Source organism: Terriglobia bacterium (genome assembly GCA_020073205.1).
Taxonomy (GTDB): domain Bacteria; phylum Acidobacteriota; class Polarisedimenticolia; order Polarisedimenticolales; family JAIQFR01; genus JAIQFR01.
Genome location: JAIQFR010000088.1, coordinates 1 through 18,457, shown reverse-complemented (window position 1 = coordinate 18,457; position 18,457 = coordinate 1). Strand labels below are relative to the sequence as shown.

The 18,457-nt window shown below is 69.4% G+C and carries 16 protein-coding genes; 8 read left to right on the top strand and 8 right to left on the bottom strand.

All coding sequences use genetic code 11. The features are described from left to right. Positions 1-439: hypothetical protein (locus LAO51_15730; protein MBZ5640196.1), on the top strand; the 439-nt coding region annotated here is incomplete at its 5' end. A 78-nt stretch (positions 440-517) separates the two neighbouring features. Here the strand turns inward: LAO51_15730 and LAO51_15725 are convergent. Beyond that, positions 518-2,413 carry a PxKF domain-containing protein gene (locus LAO51_15725; GenBank protein ID MBZ5640195.1) on the bottom strand — a complete coding sequence of 632 codons (1,896 nt, stop codon included), beginning with the start codon at positions 2,411-2,413 and terminating at the stop codon, positions 518-520. Between the two features lie 159 nt (positions 2,414-2,572). On the opposite strand from LAO51_15725, the gene LAO51_15720 reads away from it, so the two are divergent. The 6 genes from LAO51_15720 to LAO51_15695 all read left to right on the top strand — a co-directional run bounded on the left by LAO51_15720 (position 2,573) and on the right by LAO51_15695 (position 8,959). Continuing rightward, positions 2,573-2,851: a hypothetical protein gene (locus LAO51_15720; protein MBZ5640194.1), complete on the top strand. Its 279-nt coding sequence runs from the start codon at positions 2,573-2,575 to the stop codon at positions 2,849-2,851. 147 nt (positions 2,852-2,998) lie between these two features. Continuing rightward, positions 2,999-3,331 (top strand): carboxypeptidase-like regulatory domain-containing protein, encoded by a 333-nt coding sequence (locus LAO51_15715; protein ID MBZ5640193.1) that lies wholly within the window; start codon positions 2,999-3,001, stop codon positions 3,329-3,331. A gap of 18 nt (positions 3,332-3,349) precedes the next feature. Beyond that, positions 3,350-4,234: a hypothetical protein gene (locus tag LAO51_15710; protein MBZ5640192.1), complete on the top strand. Its 885-nt coding sequence runs from the start codon at positions 3,350-3,352 to the stop codon at positions 4,232-4,234. Between the two features lie 28 nt (positions 4,235-4,262). Then, positions 4,263-5,612 carry a hypothetical protein gene (locus LAO51_15705; protein MBZ5640191.1) on the top strand — a complete coding sequence of 450 codons (1,350 nt, stop codon included), beginning with the start codon at positions 4,263-4,265 and terminating at the stop codon, positions 5,610-5,612. Between the two features lie 95 nt (positions 5,613-5,707). Beyond that, positions 5,708-6,916 carry an aminotransferase class I/II-fold pyridoxal phosphate-dependent enzyme gene (locus LAO51_15700; protein ID MBZ5640190.1) on the top strand — a complete coding sequence of 403 codons (1,209 nt, stop codon included), beginning with the start codon at positions 5,708-5,710 and terminating at the stop codon, positions 6,914-6,916. Between the two features lie 51 nt (positions 6,917-6,967). Further along, positions 6,968-8,959, top strand: a complete 1,992-nt coding sequence (locus tag LAO51_15695; GenBank protein ID MBZ5640189.1) for a tetratricopeptide repeat protein — start codon at positions 6,968-6,970, stop codon at positions 8,957-8,959. Here LAO51_15695 and LAO51_15690 read toward each other — a convergent pair. From LAO51_15690 to LAO51_15675, 4 genes are all read right to left on the bottom strand, one after another. Continuing rightward, a complete protein-coding gene (locus LAO51_15690) occupies positions 8,946-9,821 on the bottom strand; it encodes a DMT family transporter (protein ID MBZ5640188.1) in 876 nt (291 codons plus the stop codon). The two genes, LAO51_15695 and LAO51_15690, sit on opposite strands and share 14 nt — an antisense overlap. Positions 9,822-9,867: 46 nt before the next feature. Then, positions 9,868-10,053, bottom strand: a complete 186-nt coding sequence (locus LAO51_15685; GenBank protein ID MBZ5640187.1) for an Arc family DNA binding domain-containing protein — start codon at positions 10,051-10,053, stop codon at positions 9,868-9,870. Positions 10,054-10,063: 10 nt separating this feature from the next. Next, entirely contained in the window at positions 10,064-10,945 is an 882-nt protein-coding gene (locus LAO51_15680; GenBank protein ID MBZ5640186.1) for an SPFH domain-containing protein, read from the bottom strand. Positions 10,946-11,044: 99 nt separating this feature from the next. Next, complete coding sequence (locus LAO51_15675; protein MBZ5640185.1) at positions 11,045-13,678, bottom strand: SpoIIE family protein phosphatase; 2,634 nt, start codon at positions 13,676-13,678, stop codon at positions 11,045-11,047. Between the two features lie 218 nt (positions 13,679-13,896). Here LAO51_15675 and LAO51_15670 point away from each other — a divergent pair, with 218 nt between their 5' ends. Then, positions 13,897-16,902, top strand: a complete 3,006-nt coding sequence (locus LAO51_15670; protein ID MBZ5640184.1) for a hypothetical protein — start codon at positions 13,897-13,899, stop codon at positions 16,900-16,902. Between the two features lies 1 nt (position 16,903). Here LAO51_15670 and LAO51_15665 read toward each other — a convergent pair whose 3' ends face one another. The 3 genes from LAO51_15665 to LAO51_15655 form a co-directional block, all read right to left on the bottom strand. Next, positions 16,904-17,836, bottom strand: a complete 933-nt coding sequence (locus LAO51_15665) for a hypothetical protein (protein ID MBZ5640183.1) — start codon at positions 17,834-17,836, stop codon at positions 16,904-16,906. Positions 17,837-17,908: 72 nt separating this feature from the next. After that, entirely contained in the window at positions 17,909-18,154 is a 246-nt protein-coding gene (locus tag LAO51_15660; protein MBZ5640182.1) for a rhodanese-like domain-containing protein, read from the bottom strand. A 7-nt stretch (positions 18,155-18,161) separates the two neighbouring features. Then, the coding region (locus tag LAO51_15655; GenBank protein MBZ5640181.1) for a thiol reductase thioredoxin at positions 18,162-18,457 on the bottom strand (296 nt) is incomplete at its 5' end.

Here is an 18,457-nt window from a genome sequence, read left to right as displayed (position 1 = left end):
GCTCGCGGCCAGGCTGGCTCTCGCGAGAGTCGCCATCCGAGAGGGGCGCGGGGCGGGGGAGGTGAGCGGCCTCAGGGAGTCGGCGAAGGAGGCCGATGCGCTGGGTCTCAAGTATCTCCAGGCGAAATGCTCGGTCCGGCTCGGAGAGGCCCTGGCCGCGGGAAAGGACGTCGCGGGAGCGCGCGGCGAGCTCGAGCGCGCGCTGGACTTGAGCGACCGATTGGGACTCGCCGTCCTGCAGGCGGAGGGACAGCACGCGCTGGCCACGGTCTCGAGATCGGCAGGAGACACGGCCACGGCGGCGTCGAACTGCCGCGAGGCGCTCCTGAAGCTCGACGAGATGCTCAAGGACTCCGGGGCCGAGAGGGCGAAGGAGCGCTCCGATCTCTCGTCGATCGAAGCCGACTGCAAGAGCGGGATCGAGGCCGCCAAGCGCTGAGCGCTCGGCCGGCGCCGGCGAGATGAGACGGGGACCGTCCCCTCGAGGGAACGGTCCCCGCGGGCCGGCGCCCTCCCCCTACTTCAGGCCGAAATTGAAATCGATGGCGGTACCGTCGTTGAGCTTGACTTCGAAGTAGTAGGTCGTGTTCTTGGTCAGGCCCTTCGTGCTGATGTTGTAGATCCACTGCTGGCCGCTCGTGTCCCAGCGAAACGCGGAATCCGGGGTCGTCGAGGCCACGGCGTCGTCAAGGTAATCGACAACGGTCCCCTGGACGCTCTTGATCAGCCGGAAGCTGCTCACGACGCCGGGCGACCCGATGGACGCGCCGTTCGCGTCGCACACACGGAACTTCGCGGGGACCGTGCTCCCCTGCTTGAACACGCTGGTCCCGTTGGAGTTGATCGGCTGCAGGATCCGGTGCCCCGCGTCGCCGCCGCAGGTGCCGCCCGAGGCGTACTGCACGGAGTACTGGACCTTCGCCCCGCTCGCGCTCCCCACGGTGTCGGTTCCGCAGACGCTGAGGGTGTGCTGCACGCCGAGCTGGGATGCCGACGTGTCGAGGGTCGTCCCGGAGGACATCGTGCCGTCGCAGGTGGCCTCGGTGGCCCCCGAGAGCGCGGGGACACACGAGTAGCTCACCGTCGTCGGCTGGTTCAAGACGAGCGTCGGCGCCGGGCTCGCGATCGTGACGTTCAGGGTGCTCTGGGCCGTCGCGACGAAATCCGAGAAGCTGAGCGTTTGTCCCTTGGTCGTCGGGTCGGTTCTCGTCTGCGAGAAGCTGGCGAAGATGCTCCCCCACGCGTTCGTGCCCACCGGAGCCTTGAGGTACCCGGGGTTCTCGATGACCTGCAGCGTGTCATAGCTGGTGAACGAATCGGCGACGCTGGCGAACGGCTGGCACTCCGAGGGGCTGCCGGTGCAGACGGCCCTGAAGACGACGCAGTTGCCGCCGGTGCCGTCGTACACGATGCAGGAGGTGTCCGTCTGCGCCCCGGCGGGACCGGTACCCGGAAGGCGGGTGTTCTGGAAGTCGCAGGGCGACACGGGGAGGCAGGTGATCGTCAGGAGCCCGCCGGAGTTGGGCGGGTAGACCAGCTTCTTGTTGTAGTTTCCGCAGACGTAGTTGTTGGTCCCCCCCGCCGGGTTGAGCGGAATCGAGATCGAGCTCGCGACGTGCGGCGTGAAGCTCCAGCTCAGGATGTCGTGGTTCTCGAAGCTGCCTCCCGTCGCGGCGGTGAGGCCGACCCACGCGACGCCCCCTTCTTCGCCCAGGCTCAGCTTGGTCGAGAGATCCACGGCGATCGCGAGCACCTGCACCCCGTCGATCGACACGATGAAATTGCTGGTCTCCTCGGCCGGAGGGTTGTAGTCGACCCTCACCGTGTGGGCGTTGCCGTCGGCCAGCGTGACCCCGGGAGCCGGGTTGATCCCCAGCGCGCAGTTCGGATCGTTGTGGTCCGGGCTGTTGCTCGCCGTCCCGCAGCTCTGAATGGCGACGTGGTTCGCGTTCGGGTCGTACGCGTTCTGATACGTGTCCAGCTCCACCCCCAGGCTGTCCGGAATGCCCGGCTCTTCGGTGGGCGGGTGGGTCGCGTACCCGATCCCCTCGCCGATGCCGCCAATGGCCGCGGTCCCGGCCTCCGCGTTCTGGATCACGAAGGCGATGCCGTCCGCGTTCAGCGGCGACGAGAGGCCGGTGATCTGGAACGTGAACGTCGAGGTGAAGCCTCCGGTGACCGGCTGCTGCGTGGCGAACCACGCCGCGCCGCGCTCGTTACTGTCCGCGGACGTCAGGCGCAGCGCGGTGCCGAACTGGGCTGCGTTGCCGTCCAACGCCAGGCCGCCCACGCCGCTGAAGTCGGCGAACGCGAATCCGTGTCCCGTATCCGCGCAAACGGGTGCCGTTGCAGCGAGCAGCCCCCCGAGCGCCAGCGCTGGCGCGACGCCAAGAAAAACACTCCTCAGCCTCATACTCCCTCCCCATCCGCAAAGCGGACTCAGCTCGGTGTTGTTTGCCCGTTCGGTGTGGGCCGAGATTACGTCCATGGTAAATAGTGTACCAAAAGCCTCCTTTTTGTCAAGGGCCGGGGCAGGATCGCGTAGAATCCGCCCGGACCGATGGAGGGCGCGATGGGATTGATCAACTGGATCTTCGACTTCTACCAGCAGTACCGGATCGACCAGCTCCAGAAGGAAACCGCCCAGGCGGCGTCGTCGGTCCGGACGTCGAGCGGCGCCGTCGACGCGGAGAGGCTCGAACGAGCCATCGGCGAGCTGGCGCTCGCGGTGAAGACCGTCCAGCGCATCGTGGTGGAGAAGGGGATCTGCACCCCCGACGAGTTCCACGCGAAGCTGCGCCAGATCGACCTCGAGGACGGGCAGGCGGACGGACGGGCGCCGATCCCCTGACCGGAGCGGTGGAGGCCGCCTCGGACCCCCCGGAGGCGGAGCGCGCCTTGGCTCCGCCCCGCGAGATGGGATAACCTGACCGATCGGGGCATCGAACCGCGGGGCGGCGCCGAAGGGGTCGCACGCGCCGCGCACGGAGCCGATACCATGAAAAAGCTCGCGCTGCTCTTGGCCGTGGTGTTCGCCGCATCCTCGGTCGCGCTCGCAGGGGAGATCTACGGCAAGATCCTCGACGGGACCGCCTCGGTGGGAGAAGGGGCGACGGTCGAGGCCAAGTGCGGGGCCAAGGCCTACCCCGCCGCGAAGACGGACAAGACCGGCTCGTACCATCTGGTCCTCGCCGAAGCCGGTAAGTGCACGCTGACCGTGAAGTACAAGCAGCAGGCCGCGAGCCTCGAGATCGCTTCGTACGCGGACCCGGTCCAGTACGACCTCGTTCTCGAGACGAAGGACGGGAAGCTCGCAGCGCGACGCAAGTAGGTCGCCCGGGACGCTCGCATGACCGCGGGACCCAAGGATTTCTGGGACAAGGTGGCGATCGTCGTCCAGCCGCTGGGCGGGCTCCTCATCGGGGTCGCGGTGGCCGGCGTGGGTTTCATGGGTTCCGACGCGCTCAACCGCCGCCAGGCCCTCGACACCAACGCGCGGCTCTATTCCGAGCTGATGAGCCGCCGGGAGGAAGCCGAGAGCAGCCTCCGCAAGGACATGTTCGTGTCCATCATCCAGAACTTCCTCCAGCCGAAGGAAGGGGACGTGGACGCGAAGGTGCTCAACCTGGAGCTTCTCGCGTACAACTTCCACGAGTCGCTGAACCTGAAGCCGCTGTTCCTCGACCTCTCGCGGCGGTTGCAGAAGCTCCCCGACCGCGAGCGCAAGGAGTTCCAGGACCGCGTGAACCGGGTCGCGAGGGAGATCACCGAGAAGGAGCTGTTCGCCCTCGAGGGGCACGGCAAGACCTTCCGTCGCTCGGTGGATCTCGACGTGGTCAACAGCACCCCCGGCGGGCTCGCCCTGGACGGCGAGCGCGTGGTGATCGGCGACAAGGTCTGCGACGTGAACCTCCGGGCGCTCCGGTCGGGCGTGGACCCGGCGCAGATCACGGTGCGGCTCGAGGTCAAGGCGCCCGAGAACGCGCCGGACCAGGCCGACACCCGCGCCCAATTCGACGTCGGCTGGTACGACTTCCCGATGATCGACAACACGCGCCTCGCCAACGGCCTCAGGTGCGCGGTCACGCTCAGCGCCTTCTCCCCGTCGAACGCCGACCTGGCGACCGTCTGCTTCCCCGCCGAGTACGCGAGCCTCAAGGACCGTCCGTACTACGACGAGGTGATCCAGAAGCTCCAGGAGAGCGCGCGGAGCGAGGAAGCCTCGAAGCGCTGAGCGCCCGCGAGGCGCGGGGGGCCACGCCATGATCCGTGCGCCGGGATCGTCGACGTCCCGCCGGCGCGTCGGGGCGCTGCTGCTGGTGGTCCTCGCCGCGCTCGCGACCGCGTGCCGCTCCGACATCGTCGTGCGCGTGTGGACCCGCATCTACGACGACGCGAGCGTGTCCAGGCGCCTCGAGGTCTCCGGGCGGCGCGCCGACGAATCGAAGCCCGCGAAGAAGGACTGGCTCGAGGAGGAAGCCGGCATTCACCTCGCGCGTCCCGAGGCGTGGGCCCGGCACGACGCGGACACGGGACGCCTCTCGGCCGAGGGCACCTTCCCGTCCGCCGCCGACGTCCCCCCGTGCCTGGCATTCGAGACCGATGCAGGCCGGGTGCCGGACAGCGCGAAGCCGGCCGTCACGGTCGAGAACCTCGTGGTCCTCAAGCACTGGGTCTACACCGAGACCTACGCCGATCCGTTCGGTGCTGCCGCGGTCTCGTCCGCGCTCGACCACCTGGTCGGCATGGCCGCGGACGCTCTCCGCGACGAGTTGAAGCACCAACTCGGCGATCGCTTCGACACGGCGCCCGCCGAGAAGTTCGTGAGGACCGAGGTGCGCTCGCTGGCGGGCGAGCTGTTCGACGCGCGAAGCAGGAACCCGGGCGATGCCCGCGCCGCCGCTCGGGAGTCCGCCTGGGCCGCGATCCTGGCGCGGCACGGCATCGCCGCCGCGCCGGCGGGGGAGAAGGGGTTCTTTAAGGCGCAGCAGGCCGGCCTGTTCGAGTGGACGCGCCGCCGGGTCGCGGAAGCGCTGTCCCGTCCGGACGCCCCGATGTCTCCCGCGGACCTGGCGTTCTGGCCCACCGGCGACGGCTGGGAGCAGCGCTCCGAGGAGATCGTGGAACGCGTCTACGGATCCGATGACGAGCTCCTCGAGTCGATCCGGCCGTCGCTTCGCGCCCTGACCGGCTACTACGGCGACCTGGGATCGCCGCGATTCCGGTTCGAGCCCGCGCTCGAGATGCCCGGCCGCCTGCTGGCGACGAACGGAACCGCTTCACGGGAAGGTGTGGTCTGGTTCCTGCGGGACGAGGACCTCGGCGCCGCCGGGCGGACCCTCGAGGCGGAGTCGGTCACTCTCGACGACGAGAAGCTGCGGGCGCTCGGGGCGCGGCGCGAGTTCGAGCCCGGGCAGCTCCTCCAGCTGACCGACATCCTGTCGCGCCGCGACCCCGATGGCGCGCTCCGCAAGATCCTCGCGACCGCGGTGGAGAAAGGCCGGCTCTCGATCCTGAGGGAGAAGGACGCCGTCCCCTCCGAGCTCGAGCTGCTCGTGCGCGAGCTGGCCGACGTGCTGGACCCCGCGGTGCAGGAGCCGGCGGCCCGGTAGCCCGGATCCCTCTCCGGGACGGGTTGACGCGGTATCCCTGTTTGTGCTCTTCTCCAATCCTGTCCCACGGGCCCGGAATCGAGGGAGGACGCGCCATGCGCCGCCGCGGATTCGATACCCAAGCGATCCACGCAGGTCACGAGAATTTCCATCCGGACGCGACCCTGGTCCCGATCTACCAGAGCGTCGCGTACCCGTACGAGGACGCTCGCGAGGCCGCCGAGATCTTCAGGGGTGAGAAGCCGGGATACACGTACGGCCGCTGGGACAATCCCACCGTCGAAGCCTTCGAGAAGCGGATGGCGGCCCTCGAGGGGGCGGAGGCCGCGATCGCGACCGCTTCGGGGATGGCCGCGATCTTCCTTCTGACGCACCACCTCGTGAAGGCCGGCGAGGACATCGTCTCCTCCAACCGGGTCTACGGCGGGACCTTCGGTCTCTTCGACGTGGGTCTCCCCAGGATGGGCGCCAAGGTCAACTGGGTGACGGCACCCGAGTCCCTCGACGCCTGGGCCGCCGCGATCACGCCGCGCACCCGGTTCCTGTTCGTGGAGAGCCCCAGCAACCCGGGGCTCTTCATCGGCGACCTCCGCGCGCTCGCCGGCCTGGCCCACTCCCGCGGAATCCCCCTGGTCGTGGACAACACGATCTGCACGCCGGCCCTGCAGCTACCCCTGGAGCTGGGCGCCGACATCGTCGTGCACTCGACGACCAAGTACATCTGCGGCAACTCCTCGGCGCTGGGCGGGATCATCATCGGATCGAAGCCGTTGATCGAAGACGGGATCCGCAAGGGCCCGATCCGCTACCTGGGCCCCTCGATGTCGCCGTTCAACGCGTGGCTCAACCTGCTCTCGCTCGAGCACCTCTCGCTGCGCATGGAGCGCCACTGCCGCAACGCGATGGCCCTCGCACGTCGGCTCGAGGAGCACCCGCAGGTCGTGTCGGTCAACTACCCCGGACTCCCGTCGAACCCGTACCATCGCCTCGTCGCTCCCCAGATGAAGGGGTGCAGCTCGCTGATGTCGTTCGTGATCCGCGGCGACTACGACGACGCGGTCGCCGTGATCGACGCCCTCGAGCTCTGGACTCACGCCACGCACCTCGGCACCTGCAAGACGATCGTCACGCACCCCGCCTCGACCACGCACTCCGCGATGGGACCGGAGGAGCTGCAGAAGGCCGGGATCCCGCCCACGCTGATCCGGGTGTCCGTCGGCCTCGAGGACGAGAGGGACATCCTCGAGGACATCGAGCACGCGCTCGCGAAGATCGGCGCCAAGACCGGCGCCGGCCCGCGCTGAGCGCGCCTTGACGAGCGCCCCGAGGGGGCGCCGCTGCGCCATCCTCCCGCCATGTCGCGGAGCGCCCGAGTTCCCGTTCGGCTTCTGGTTCTCGCCCTCCTCGCCGCGGGAACGCTCGCGGCCTTCTGGCCGGTGCTGCACCACGACTTCGACGAGTACGACGACGCCCAGTACGTCACGCGGAACGCCCACGTCAGGGGCGGGCTCACTTCCGGCGGCGTCGCCTGGGCCCTCACCTCCTTCTACGCGTCCAACTGGCATCCCCTCACCTGGATGTCCCACATGCTCGACTGGCGGCTTTACGGCGCCAACGCCGGCGGGCACCACGTCACCAGCCTGCTCCTCCACCTGCTGAACTCGTGCCTCCTGTTCCTGATCCTCCACCGCGCGACGGGAGTGCCGGGGCGGAGCGCGGTCGTCGCCGCGCTCTTCGCCGTGCACCCGCTCCACGTCGAGTCGGTGGCGTGGATCGCCGAGCGGAAGGACGTGCTGAGCACCCTGTTCTGGATGCTGGCCACGCTCGCCTACGTCCGTCGCGTTCCCGGCTCCGGAATCGCGGACCGCGCGGCGGTCGCGATCCTGTTCGCGCTCGGCTTGTCCGCGAAGCCGATGCTCGTCACGCTCCCCTTCACGCTCCTGCTCCTGGACTTCTGGCCGCTCGGACGGTGGGGACGGGACGGCTCGGCGCGGGCGTTCCCGCGGATCCCGTCCGCGCTCCTCCGGGAGAAGCTCCCGCTCTTCGTGCTCTCCGCCGCGTCCTGCGCCGTCACGATCGCGGCGCAGCACCGCGCCCTGGCGTCCATGGAGCGGTATCCCGCCGGGGTCCGCACCGGGAACGCGCTCGTGTCCTACGCGGCCTACCTGGGCAAGACCGTCTGGCCCGCCGCCCTGTCGGTCTTCTATCCCCACACGGAAGCGCTCGCGGCGCCGCTCAGGGTGGCGATCTCGACTCTGGTCCTCGTGGCCGCCACCGTGGCGGCGTTCCTGCTCCGCCGGACCCGGCCGTACGTGATCTTCGGCTGGCTCTGGTACCTGGGAACGCTCGTCCCGGTGATCGGGCTCGTCCAGGTGGGGAAGCAGGCGATGGCGGACCGCTACACGTACGTGCCGTTGATCGGGATCTTCGTGATCGCCGTCTGGGGCGCCGCCGACGCGCTCGGCGCGCTGGCGCGGCTCCGCGCGTCCGGTGGAGGGAAGCGGGCCCGCGCGGACCAGGACGCGGCCTGGATGGCGCTTCCCGCGGCGATGGTGCTCGTGCCGCTGATGCTCGCCACCCGCGGGCAGCTCGCATACTGGCGCGACGCCGTGACCCTGTTCACCCGGGCCGTCACGGTGGCGGACAGCGCCGTCGCTCGCACGAATCTCGGGGAGGCCCTGCTCAACCGGGACCGGACCGCCGAGGCGGAGGAGCAGTTCCGAGCGGCGTTGCGCATCGATCCGTCGGCGAGCGAGGCCCACAACAGCCTCGGGTTCATCCTGGAGAAGGAGGGCCGCCCGGACGACGCCCTGCGGTTCTACAAAGAGGCGACGCGCCTCGAGCCGGGATACGCGATTGCTCACCGAAACCTCGGACGGCTCCTCGCGCGCCTCGGGCGCCTCGACGAGGCGGTGGTGCACGACGAGCGCTCGGTCGCGCTCGATCCCGGCGACGCGGAGACGCTCGCGGGCCTCGGCGTCGCTCTGGCATCGCTGGGCCGCTTCGGGGAAGCCGCCCTGCGTTACGAGGCCGCCTTGAGGATCGATCCGAGGTCGCCCGAGGTGGAGAACAACCTCGGGACCGCGCTCTCCCGGCTCGGGCGCGGCGACGAGGCGTTCCGGCACTTCGCCGAGGCCGTCAGGCTGAAGCCCGGCTACGCCGTCGCGCACTACAACCTGGCGACCGCGCTGTACGATCGGGGCGCCTTCGCCGAAGCCTGGACGGAGGTGCGGAGAGCGCGGGCGCTCGGCTTCCTCCCCCCGCCGCGCTTCCTCGAGATGCTCGCCGCGAAGATGCCCGAGCCGGATGGGTCGGAAGGCGGCCGCAGGACTCCTACCGGATCGTGACGAGCACCGCCCCGGTCACCGCCATCGCGACCGCCAGAGTTCGCCGAGGCGTCATCGGCTCCTTCAGGAAGATCGCGGCCAGCACGACGATGAAGATCGTGGAGAGCTGGTTCAGCACCGCCGCGACCGACGCCAGGGTGTACTTGTAGCCGGCGAGCCAGGCGGTCATGCTGAGGCACGACCCGAGCACCGAGGCGGGAATCGCGAGACCCCAGGCGCGGCTCGGGAGGAAGATCGCCGCGGCGTCGCTCCGCCAGCGCGGCACGAGCATCAGCGGCAGAAGGCCGGCGACGCCGAAGGTCATCCGCACGGCCGCGGCCCAGAGGACGGGTACGGTCCCGAGCATCTCCTTCACCATGACGATCCCGCACGCGGTGCAGATCATGGCGGCGGCGCCCAGGATCGTGCCGACGACGATGTCGCGGCGCGTGCTGCCGGGGGGCGGTCGATCGGCGCTCCCGGTCAGGATCGCGCCCACCACCAGTGCCGCGCCGACGAGGACCTGGAGTCCGAACCGCTCGCCGAGGAACAGGACCGAGAGGCCGATCACGGAAGGGGAATACAGGGTGTCTACCACCGCCACGAGCCCGGCGCCGAGCCTCTCGAGCGCGAGGAAGAAGAGGGTGTCGGCCAGGGAGATCCCGAGCACCCCCGACCCCGCGAGCAGCAGCCAGTCCGAGCGCGGGCGGTCCGGGAAGAGCGGCAGGCCCGCCAGCACCAGGGCGAACACGAGCAGGGCGACGGTCACCACGTTCTTGAACAGGTTGAGGGCGACCGCCGACGTGGTCTCGCCGATCTTCCGGAAGAGGATCACGCCCACGGCCCAGGCCAGGGCCGCGGTCAGCGACAGGATCTCGCCCATCAGTCGGAATCCGGCCATGGGCGGGCAGGTGTATCACAGATGGGCGTCAAAGGCCTTCCGCGTCACCCTCTTTCTTCCTCTTGGCCGGGCTCCCGAGACGCTCGTCCACCGCCCGTTGAAGGAGGAACTCGATCTGGCCGTTGACGCTTCGGAACTCCCGGGCCGCCCAGCGGTTCAGCTCTTCCCAGAGCGAGGGACTGATCCTGAGCAGTAGCTTCTTCCGCTCCGCCATGGCGTCCCGCTCAGGGGTACAGCGTCCCGGCGTTCACGACGGGGGTTGCGGACGTCTCGCTGCACAGCACCACCAGCAGGTTGCTGACCATCGCCGCCTTCCGCTCCTCGTCGAGATGGACCACGTTCCTCTCCGAGAGCTTCGCGAGGGCGAGCTCCACCATGCTCACCGCGCCGTTGACGATCTGGGTCCGCGCGGCGACGACGGCGGTGGCCTGCTGCCGGCGCAGCATCGCCTCGGCGATCTCGGGCGCATAGGCGAGATGGCTCAGGCGCGCCTCGATGACCTTGATCCCGGCGCGGTGGAACCGGTCGGTCAGCTCTTGCTCCAGCTTCGCGCTCACCTGTTCCGTCCCCGCCCGAAGCGTGAGGGTCTCGACATCGTGGTCCTCGAACGTATCGTAAGGGTACGCGCCCGCGAGATGCCGCACCGCCGCCTCGCTCTGCACGACCACGTAGTCCTCGAAGCGATCCACGTCGAAGAACGCACGGTACGTGTCCTCCACCTGCCATACGACGACCGCGGCGATCTCGATCGGGTTGCCCGCCTTGTCGTTCACCTTGATCTTCTGGCCGTTCAGGTTCCTGGCGCGGAGCGTGATCTTCTTCTTCGTGTAGAAGGGATTCGCCCAGAAGAACCCGTTGGTCTTCACCGACCCCTTGTACGTGCCGAACAGGACCAGGACGATCGCATCGTTCGGGTTCACGATGAACAGTCCGCTCAGCGCGAGGACGGCGGCGAGCACGATGGGCACGAGGGGCAACGCGTAAGCCCGGCTCCCCGTCCTGATGGTCAGCGCCACGCAGCCGATGGCCGCGGCGATCAGGACGATGCCCAAGAGAAGCATGGCGTACCCCGAGCCGGCCGTTCGCGTCTTTTCCGAGTCGTTCATGGGGTCCTCCTTGGAATCGGATCTTCGACATCAAACATATATCATGATGATAGCTAGCCGTCAACAACGCTCTGGGGTCGATCGGGCCGCCCGGCGGGCTCAGCCGGGAAGCACCCGGACGACGATCAGGGTCATGTCGTCGTGCTGGGGCGCGGCCGCGACGAACGCGTCGGCCCGCTCGAAGATCCGCTCCACGACGCGCGGGGCCGCGAGTCCCGGTTCCGCGGAGCGGAGGGCCTCGAGCAGGCGCCCCTCCCCCCATTCCTCGTCCTCGGCGTTCATCGCCTCGCTGATGCCGTCGGTGAATCCGACGAAGAGGTCGCCGGGCCGGAGATCCACCGACGCCTTCACGTACGCCGCGTCTTGCATCAGCCCGACGACCATGCCGCCGTCCTTCAGGCGAAGGATCTCCGCTCCGCCGCCGCGGAGGAGGAACGGCGGGTTGTGGCCCGCGTTGACGTAGTCGAGCCGCCGGGTCGCCGGGTCGAGCTGCGCGTAGAAGAACGTCGCGTAGCGATTCTCCGGCGAGGTGTCGTGGATCAGCCGGTTCACTCGGCCCATCAGGCGCGCCAGATCGCCCCCGCCGTCCATCGTCTGGCCGCGGAGCGACGCTTGGAGGCTCGCCATCAGAAGTGCCGCTGGGATACCTTTCCCCGAGACGTCCCCGAGGCCGATGCCGAGGACGCCCCCCGGCAGCGCGAGGAAGTCGTAGTAGTCGCCGCCGACCCTCGACGCGGGTCGGCAGGCCCCCGCGCACTCGATCCCGGGGACCGCCGGGATCTGCTGGGGGAACAGCCGCTCCTGCACCTCGCGCGCGATCTCGATCTCCCGGCTGAGGCGCGCGCGCGTCGCCGTCTCGGCGACGATCGCGGAGGTCAGGCGGCTGTTCAGGAGCGCGAGACCCGTATGCGTCGCGACGTTTCGAAGGAGGCGCAGGTCGGTCCGCGAGTACGGCTGCTCCGACAGCTTCGGCCCCAGGCTGACCATGCCGAGAAGTTCTCCCCTCGCCGCGAGCGGAAGAAGGATCTGCGTGTCGAGCTCCCGCAGCACGCGGCGCTCGGCGACCGGCAGCCCCCCGTCCCGGTGGACCCACGATGCGGGATCGTCGAAGTAGACTCCCACGGGGCCTCCTACCGCCTTCAAGACCTCCAAGGTCCGCGAGCCCGCGGCGAGACTCGGGACCGGCTCCGCTGCCGGAGCCGGGGTGAGGACGAACGCGCCCTTGTCCTCGACGAGCGTCCCGATGCGGCCGACGTGGAGCGCGCTCCCGATCCTCTCGGTCACGGTCCGGAGCAGCGGCCCGGCCTCCACGATGGTGCGCACCTGCTCCCCCAGCTCGGTCAGGACGTGCTCCTCGTCGTAGGCATCGCGGAAGAAGCGCCGGTCGATGGCGCGCAGCGCCTTCGTCGCCCGCCTCCTGACCGTGAAGATGATCACGACCCAGACGCCCATCGTGGCGAGCTTCAGGGGAAAGCCCACCTCGGGGCGCAGCCAGATCCGGCTGAACATGACGCCCAGCGGCAGCATCCCGGCGAAGATCAGGAGCCGGAGCCCGTTCTTGACCATCAGGTAGCGTGCCCCCATGCGGAGCACCCAGCGCACCTCCAGGGCCCGCTGCACGACGATCACGTAGGCGAGCGTCGCGGGGAAGACGAGCACCGGCAGGAGCGCGGTGAGGAAGATCGCGGTGGGAGCGTCCTCCAACGCGTGCCGGGTCGCGAGGCTCCAGATCACGAGGAGGAAGAGCGGCGTGAGCGCCACCGTCGCACCCGTCCGCAGCAGCCGAAGCCTCCGCTTGGAGTCGGGGCTCGACGCGAAGGCGGTCTTCATCGCGAGGCTGGCGAAGAACGAGCTGACGCAGGCGAGCGCCAGGACGAACGCGGGAACCTGGAGGACACGTTCCACGGCCCACACGGAGCCCATCGCACCCTGGTGCTCGAGGGCGCCGACCGAGCCGACGGTGGTGAGCAGGCTGCTCGCACCGATCACGGCGATGGGGACCCACTTGATCCACGGGCGCCGCTGCTCCGCGCGGAACGGCTCGGGGAAGGAGAGCCCGAACAGGAACATGAAGATCGACCAGCTCGACGAGAGCGCCACGGAGTACGCCACCCCCGCCTCGCGGAGCCCCGGCTCCCAGGACGCCGCGTCGGCCCGCACGAGCTGCCCGAAGCTGAGCATCAGGCCCAGCAGGATCCAGGCTCGCCTGTCGGTGGGACGAACCGCGACGACCCAGAGTCCGAGGAGCGTCGCGAAGAGCGGCATCCCGACCTTGAGGCCGAGGCCGACGATCCAACTCCGCACGAGGGATCCTCTGGACGGGCTGGCGGCCGTCAGCCGGATCGTCGCCGTGTGCTCGACGGGCGCCATTCCGGGGTCGGAATGGCGATAAACGACCTCCATCGTGTCGCCCGGTCGGAGCCGGCGCGCCGCCTCCCAGGGGGACGCCGTGCCCAGGTAGACCCCTCCCCCGATCCGCACGGGCTCGTCCCCGACCGCCAGGCCCGCCGCCGCACCCTCGGGGCGAACCTTCTCGAAGCGGGACGATTCGACGGCGACCTCGAACGGGATGGCGGGTCGCGGGGCCCCGGACAGGAGCCCCGCGAGGACATCTTTCGCGGAGCGCGCGTGGTGGGTGAGCGCGACGGCCGCGATCGCGGCCAGCGCGATCAGGGGCCATCGCCGTGTCCGGCGCCGCGGCGACGGGTCGAAGCGGCCCTCGGAGCCCGGCACGGCGTCCCTCTTTCGCAAGGTTCCCGCCGGCGTGGCGGGGGTTGGAGTATACGCCGCCGCCTCGCCGGCCCCGCCGTCGGTGCTGCATTTGGGTGGCCCTCGGTCGCCCCGGCACCGGCACGATTCGGCTTTCACACTGGGCGGAACCGCCGTATATCGGTAGTCGGCACGTTCGGGGCCGCTTCAGGACCCGGCGTCGCCTTGACGGGGGGGATGCCATGCCGTCGTGGATGGATGTGCGCTCGATGCTCGGGGATCTGTCCCGCAGCCGCGGGATCCGCGATCTGCTCGCCGCGCTCGTGCTGGTCTCGTCGGCCGGAATGCCGGCGGCCCAGGAGGACGTCACCAAGTACCTGGTGCACGTCCGGCTCCAGTCGCTCGAGAAGGTCGCCGACCTCGCGGCCGCCGGATTCGACGTCGCGGGGGTGAACAAGGCGGAATTCACCGCCGGGGTCGTGGCCACCGACGCGGACCTGAAACGGCTCCACGATCTCGGCTGGCAGTACACGGTGGTGCGGACCAACCGGAGCCCGGAGTCGATCCTCGCGCTCCAGGATTACACCGATCCGCAGGAGATGTCGGCGTTCCTCGATCAGGTCGTCGCGAGCTACCCGACCCTGGCGCAGAAGTTCGTGGTCGCCGGCCCGTTCTTCGACGGACAGACGCAGTACGGCATCAAGATCACGAAGGACGTGACACAGGACAACGGCCGTCCGTCCTTCGTCCTGGACGCCCAGCACCACGCCCGGGAGGTGATGACGGCGGAGATCGCGAAGGACATGATCGACTACCTGACGTCGCGCTACGCGACGGACACTCAGGTCCAGCGCTGGGTGGACAACATCGACATCTACGTGGTCCCGAGCGTCAATCCCGACGGCGCGATGTACGTGTTCCAGCATGACAACATGTGGCGCAAGAACCGGCGCCCCAACTGCCCCGTGGACGTGAACCGCAACTACCCCTTCGCTTGGGGGAGCTGCAACGGCTCGACGAACATCTGCACCGACGAGACGAACCGCGGCTCGGCGGCGGGCTCGGAGCCGGAGACCCAGGGGATGCTGCAGCTCTTCGCGAGCACCCACGCGTTCTACTCGCTCTCGTATCACACCTACGGCGAGTACCTGATGTACTCCTACGGCTGCACGAATCCGGACGAGATGACCGCGCTGGATGAGGTCGCCCACAGTCTCAACAACGTCCTGCAGAACGACAGCGGAACGACTCCCTTCGCGGTGCCGTCCCAGGTCGGCCCGATCTGGTCTTCGATCTACCTGGTGGACGGCGGGAGCATCGACTCGGACTATGCCATCTACGGCACCTACGCTTTCACGATCGAGGCCAACTCCTCCGACTTCCAGCCCGACTACGCCACGTGGCGGAACATCACCGTGCAGCGCCAGCGGACCGCCTGGCAGTTCTTCCTCGACCGGACGCTGGACGGCCCGCAGGTCCGGGGCACGGTCACCGACGCGGCGACGGGACTGCCGGTGGCCGCGCGGACCGTTCTCCAGGAGGTGACCTACACGCACGGCGAGTCGTCGCGCCACGCGGACGCGAAGGGCCACTACGACTACCTGGCGCGGAGCGGACAAACCTATCACGTGACGTTCTCGTCTCCCGGGTACTGCACGATCACCGAGGCGACCACGGTCGGGAGCGGGCCGGCGACGCTGGACGCGGCGATCGTCCGGCCGACTCCCCCGGATTGGGTGAGCGCGACCGGAGCCGGGGACAACCAGATCGACGTGACCTGGGCCCCCGCGATGAACGCCACCGGGTACCACGTGTTCCGCTCCCTGACCTCGGGAGGCCCGTACACAGAGGTCGGAACGGTCACGGCACCCGCGACGATCTTCCACGACTCCGGCGTGTCGGGCATCGCGACGTACTACTACGTCGTCCGCTCGCTGCAGCCGTGCGAGTCGCTGAACTCCGTGGAGGCGGCCGGCAGCACCACCGGCGCCTGTTCGGTGGGACCCGCGTTCGCGGGAGCCTCGTCGGTCACCAATCCCCAGACCTCGACCTGCTCGCTCAGCCTTTCCTGGCCCGCGGCGGCCACGCGGTGCGGCGGGGGCGTGACGTACAGCATCCACCGCAGCACGACGACGCCGTTCACTCCCGACGGCACCAACAGGATCGCGTCCGGGCTCGTGGTGAACTCCTTCACGGATCACGGCGCCCTGGCGGACAGCACCACCTACTACTACATCGTGCGCGCGGTGGATGCCTCGAACGGCAGCGACGACGGCAACCTCAACATCGTGAGCTCGAGCCCGACGGGCCCCACCGCCACGGGGACCTGGACGGACGACGCCGGCGACACCGGAGCGGCGTCGCTCGTGCTCTCGTCTCCCTGGTCCGTGCTGCCGGCCGGGGGGAAGACGGGACCCAAGGTCTACGCCACGGGCACCTACACGAACAACCTCTGCGCGGCATTGACCACGCCGCCGCTCTCGGTCCAGACCGGCGCCGTGCTGACCTTCGCGTCGAAGTACGACATCGAGACCAACTGGGACGCGGGGATCGTCGAGGTGGCCCAGGGCCCGTCGTTCTCGACCTGGAGCCGGCTCACCACCGTGAACTATGCCGACGCGCTCCAGAACACGGGGAACGCCTGCGGCTTCCCGAAGACCGTGACCGGCACGGTGTTCTCGCACTTCAACTCGCCCCCGACGTACCGCGCCATCGGCTACACCGGCTCCCTCGCGGCGTTCGCGGGGACCGACATCAAGCTGCGCTGGCGGATCGGGAGCGACGGCTCCACGGCGGGGACCGGCTGGTGGGTGGACGACATCGCGGTGTCGAACGTCGTGTTCCGGCAGGTCTGCTCCTCGGGGACGCCGGCGGCCCCGAAGGAGGTGAGCCCGGACGGCACCCCGATGGCGGCCTCGCGAGCCGCGGGCGGGACGGGGGTCAGCCTGGCCTACTCTCCCGGCTGCGGAACCCTGGACAATGCGGTCTACTGGGGGTCCGGCCCGGTTTCGCCGTCGCCGAGCTGGACGAACGCGGCGTGCGCCCTCGGCAACACGGGGCTTGCGTCGTTCGATCCGGGCGATCCCGAGCCGGGGGGCCTCATCTACTTCGTGATCGTCGGCCAGAACGCCTCGGTGGAGGGGAGCTACGGCACGGCGTTCGACGGCGTCTCCCTTACGGAGCGCGGCGAGGCCGTCGGCGTCGGAGGCTGCGACAAGCCGCAGGATCTTTCGGGAGTCTGTCCGTAGCCTAGCTCGCGCCGATCTGCCTGGCGTACGCCTGGATCTGGTCCATCCGGCTCTTGAGGGCCGGGGCGTGCTGGCGGGGCACGCACTCGCCGCAGATCTCGCCGGCGAGCGTCGAGATCGACCTCCGGCTCGCCTCGAGGGAGGGGGGTCCGTTGGCCTCCCTCGGGACGTGCGCCAGCAGCTCGTTGATCTCCCTGAGGCACGAGACGAGCCCTGCGAGGATCGCCTCGAGCACCGGCTCGTCGGGAATCTGCTGCGGCCGGTAGAGCAGGTCGTGGACCGTGTGCAGCTCGCCGACGAAGACCCTGGCCGCGCTCTCTATTCGCTCGAGCAGGCGCTCGCGCGGCCAGTTCTGCTCGGCGCAGGACGCGGCGATCGACCGCATCTCGGTGAACACCAGGTGCAGGTTCGTCCTCACCCGGCCGAGCCGGTCCTCGAAGGCGATGCGGTGGATCTCCTCGATCAGCTCCTCCTGCCGGCGGGACACGAGCTTCGAGACCAGGAATCCGAAGAAGAGCAGGCCGGCGGCCCCCTCGGCGACGGCGAGCACGCGGACGATTCCGACCGGAACGACGTCGCCGTATCCGATGGACGTCGCGGTCACGAAGCTGAAGTAAAAGGCGGATAGCAGCCCGTTCCAGGTGGACCCGATGGGACGCCCTCCCTCGAGGAGGGACTGCCCCGAAAGCATCCCGGTCGTCCAGTAGATCAACCCGCAGCCGAGCACCGTCCAGACCCAGATCGCGAGCAGGCCGGCCACCGACCCGCCCGCGAGGGAGCCGACGAACGCGGGGAGCCGGGAAGCCCGCGTCAGAGACGAGCGGGTGGCCCGCCGAGCCGAGGTCCCGCCGGCGGACCGCGTCTCGGGATCAGGAACGAGGGCCGGCACCACGGAAGACTCGACGGCGCCGCCGTGCTCCGTCCAGTCCTGCAAACCGCCGTGGTACTTGCGGACGCGCGTGTAGCCGAGATCGCGGAGCAGGCCGACCGCCTGCTCTCCCAGCGGTCACGTGAAGCTGCCGCAGTAGACCGCGATCTCCCGGTCCGGATCCGGCAGCACCTCCCGGGCGCGGTCGGACACCTCGGCCAGCGGGAGGCTCACCGCGCCGGGAAGGTGCGCGCCCGCGTACGATTCCCGCGGCAGGACATCCACGATCGTCAGCAGAGGATCACGGAGGCGCCGCGCGACCTCCTCGCGAGAGATCTCGCGCTCGGCGACCGGGCTCTCACGCCGTGGGACAGGAGAGGTCATGACGGCCTCAGCCCAGCTTGGCGATCCGGGTCCTTATCGCCTCGATCCCGCGAGCGGACACCTGCGCCTTCGGCAGGCCCTCCGCGTAGGTCAGCGCCTCCGCGAGCGCCGCCTTCGCCGCCTCCCTGTCGCCCTTCTTCTCCAGGATGCCCGCCTTGGTCGAGTAGATCCGGATCTTGCGGGGGCCGTACACCAGCTTCAGCGCTCGGTCCGCCGCGGCGAGGGCGTCGTCGTAACGACCTACCTCTCCGTAGGCGATCGCGAGCCGCGCCGGCGGGTTGTAATCCGAGGGGAGGTCCTTCT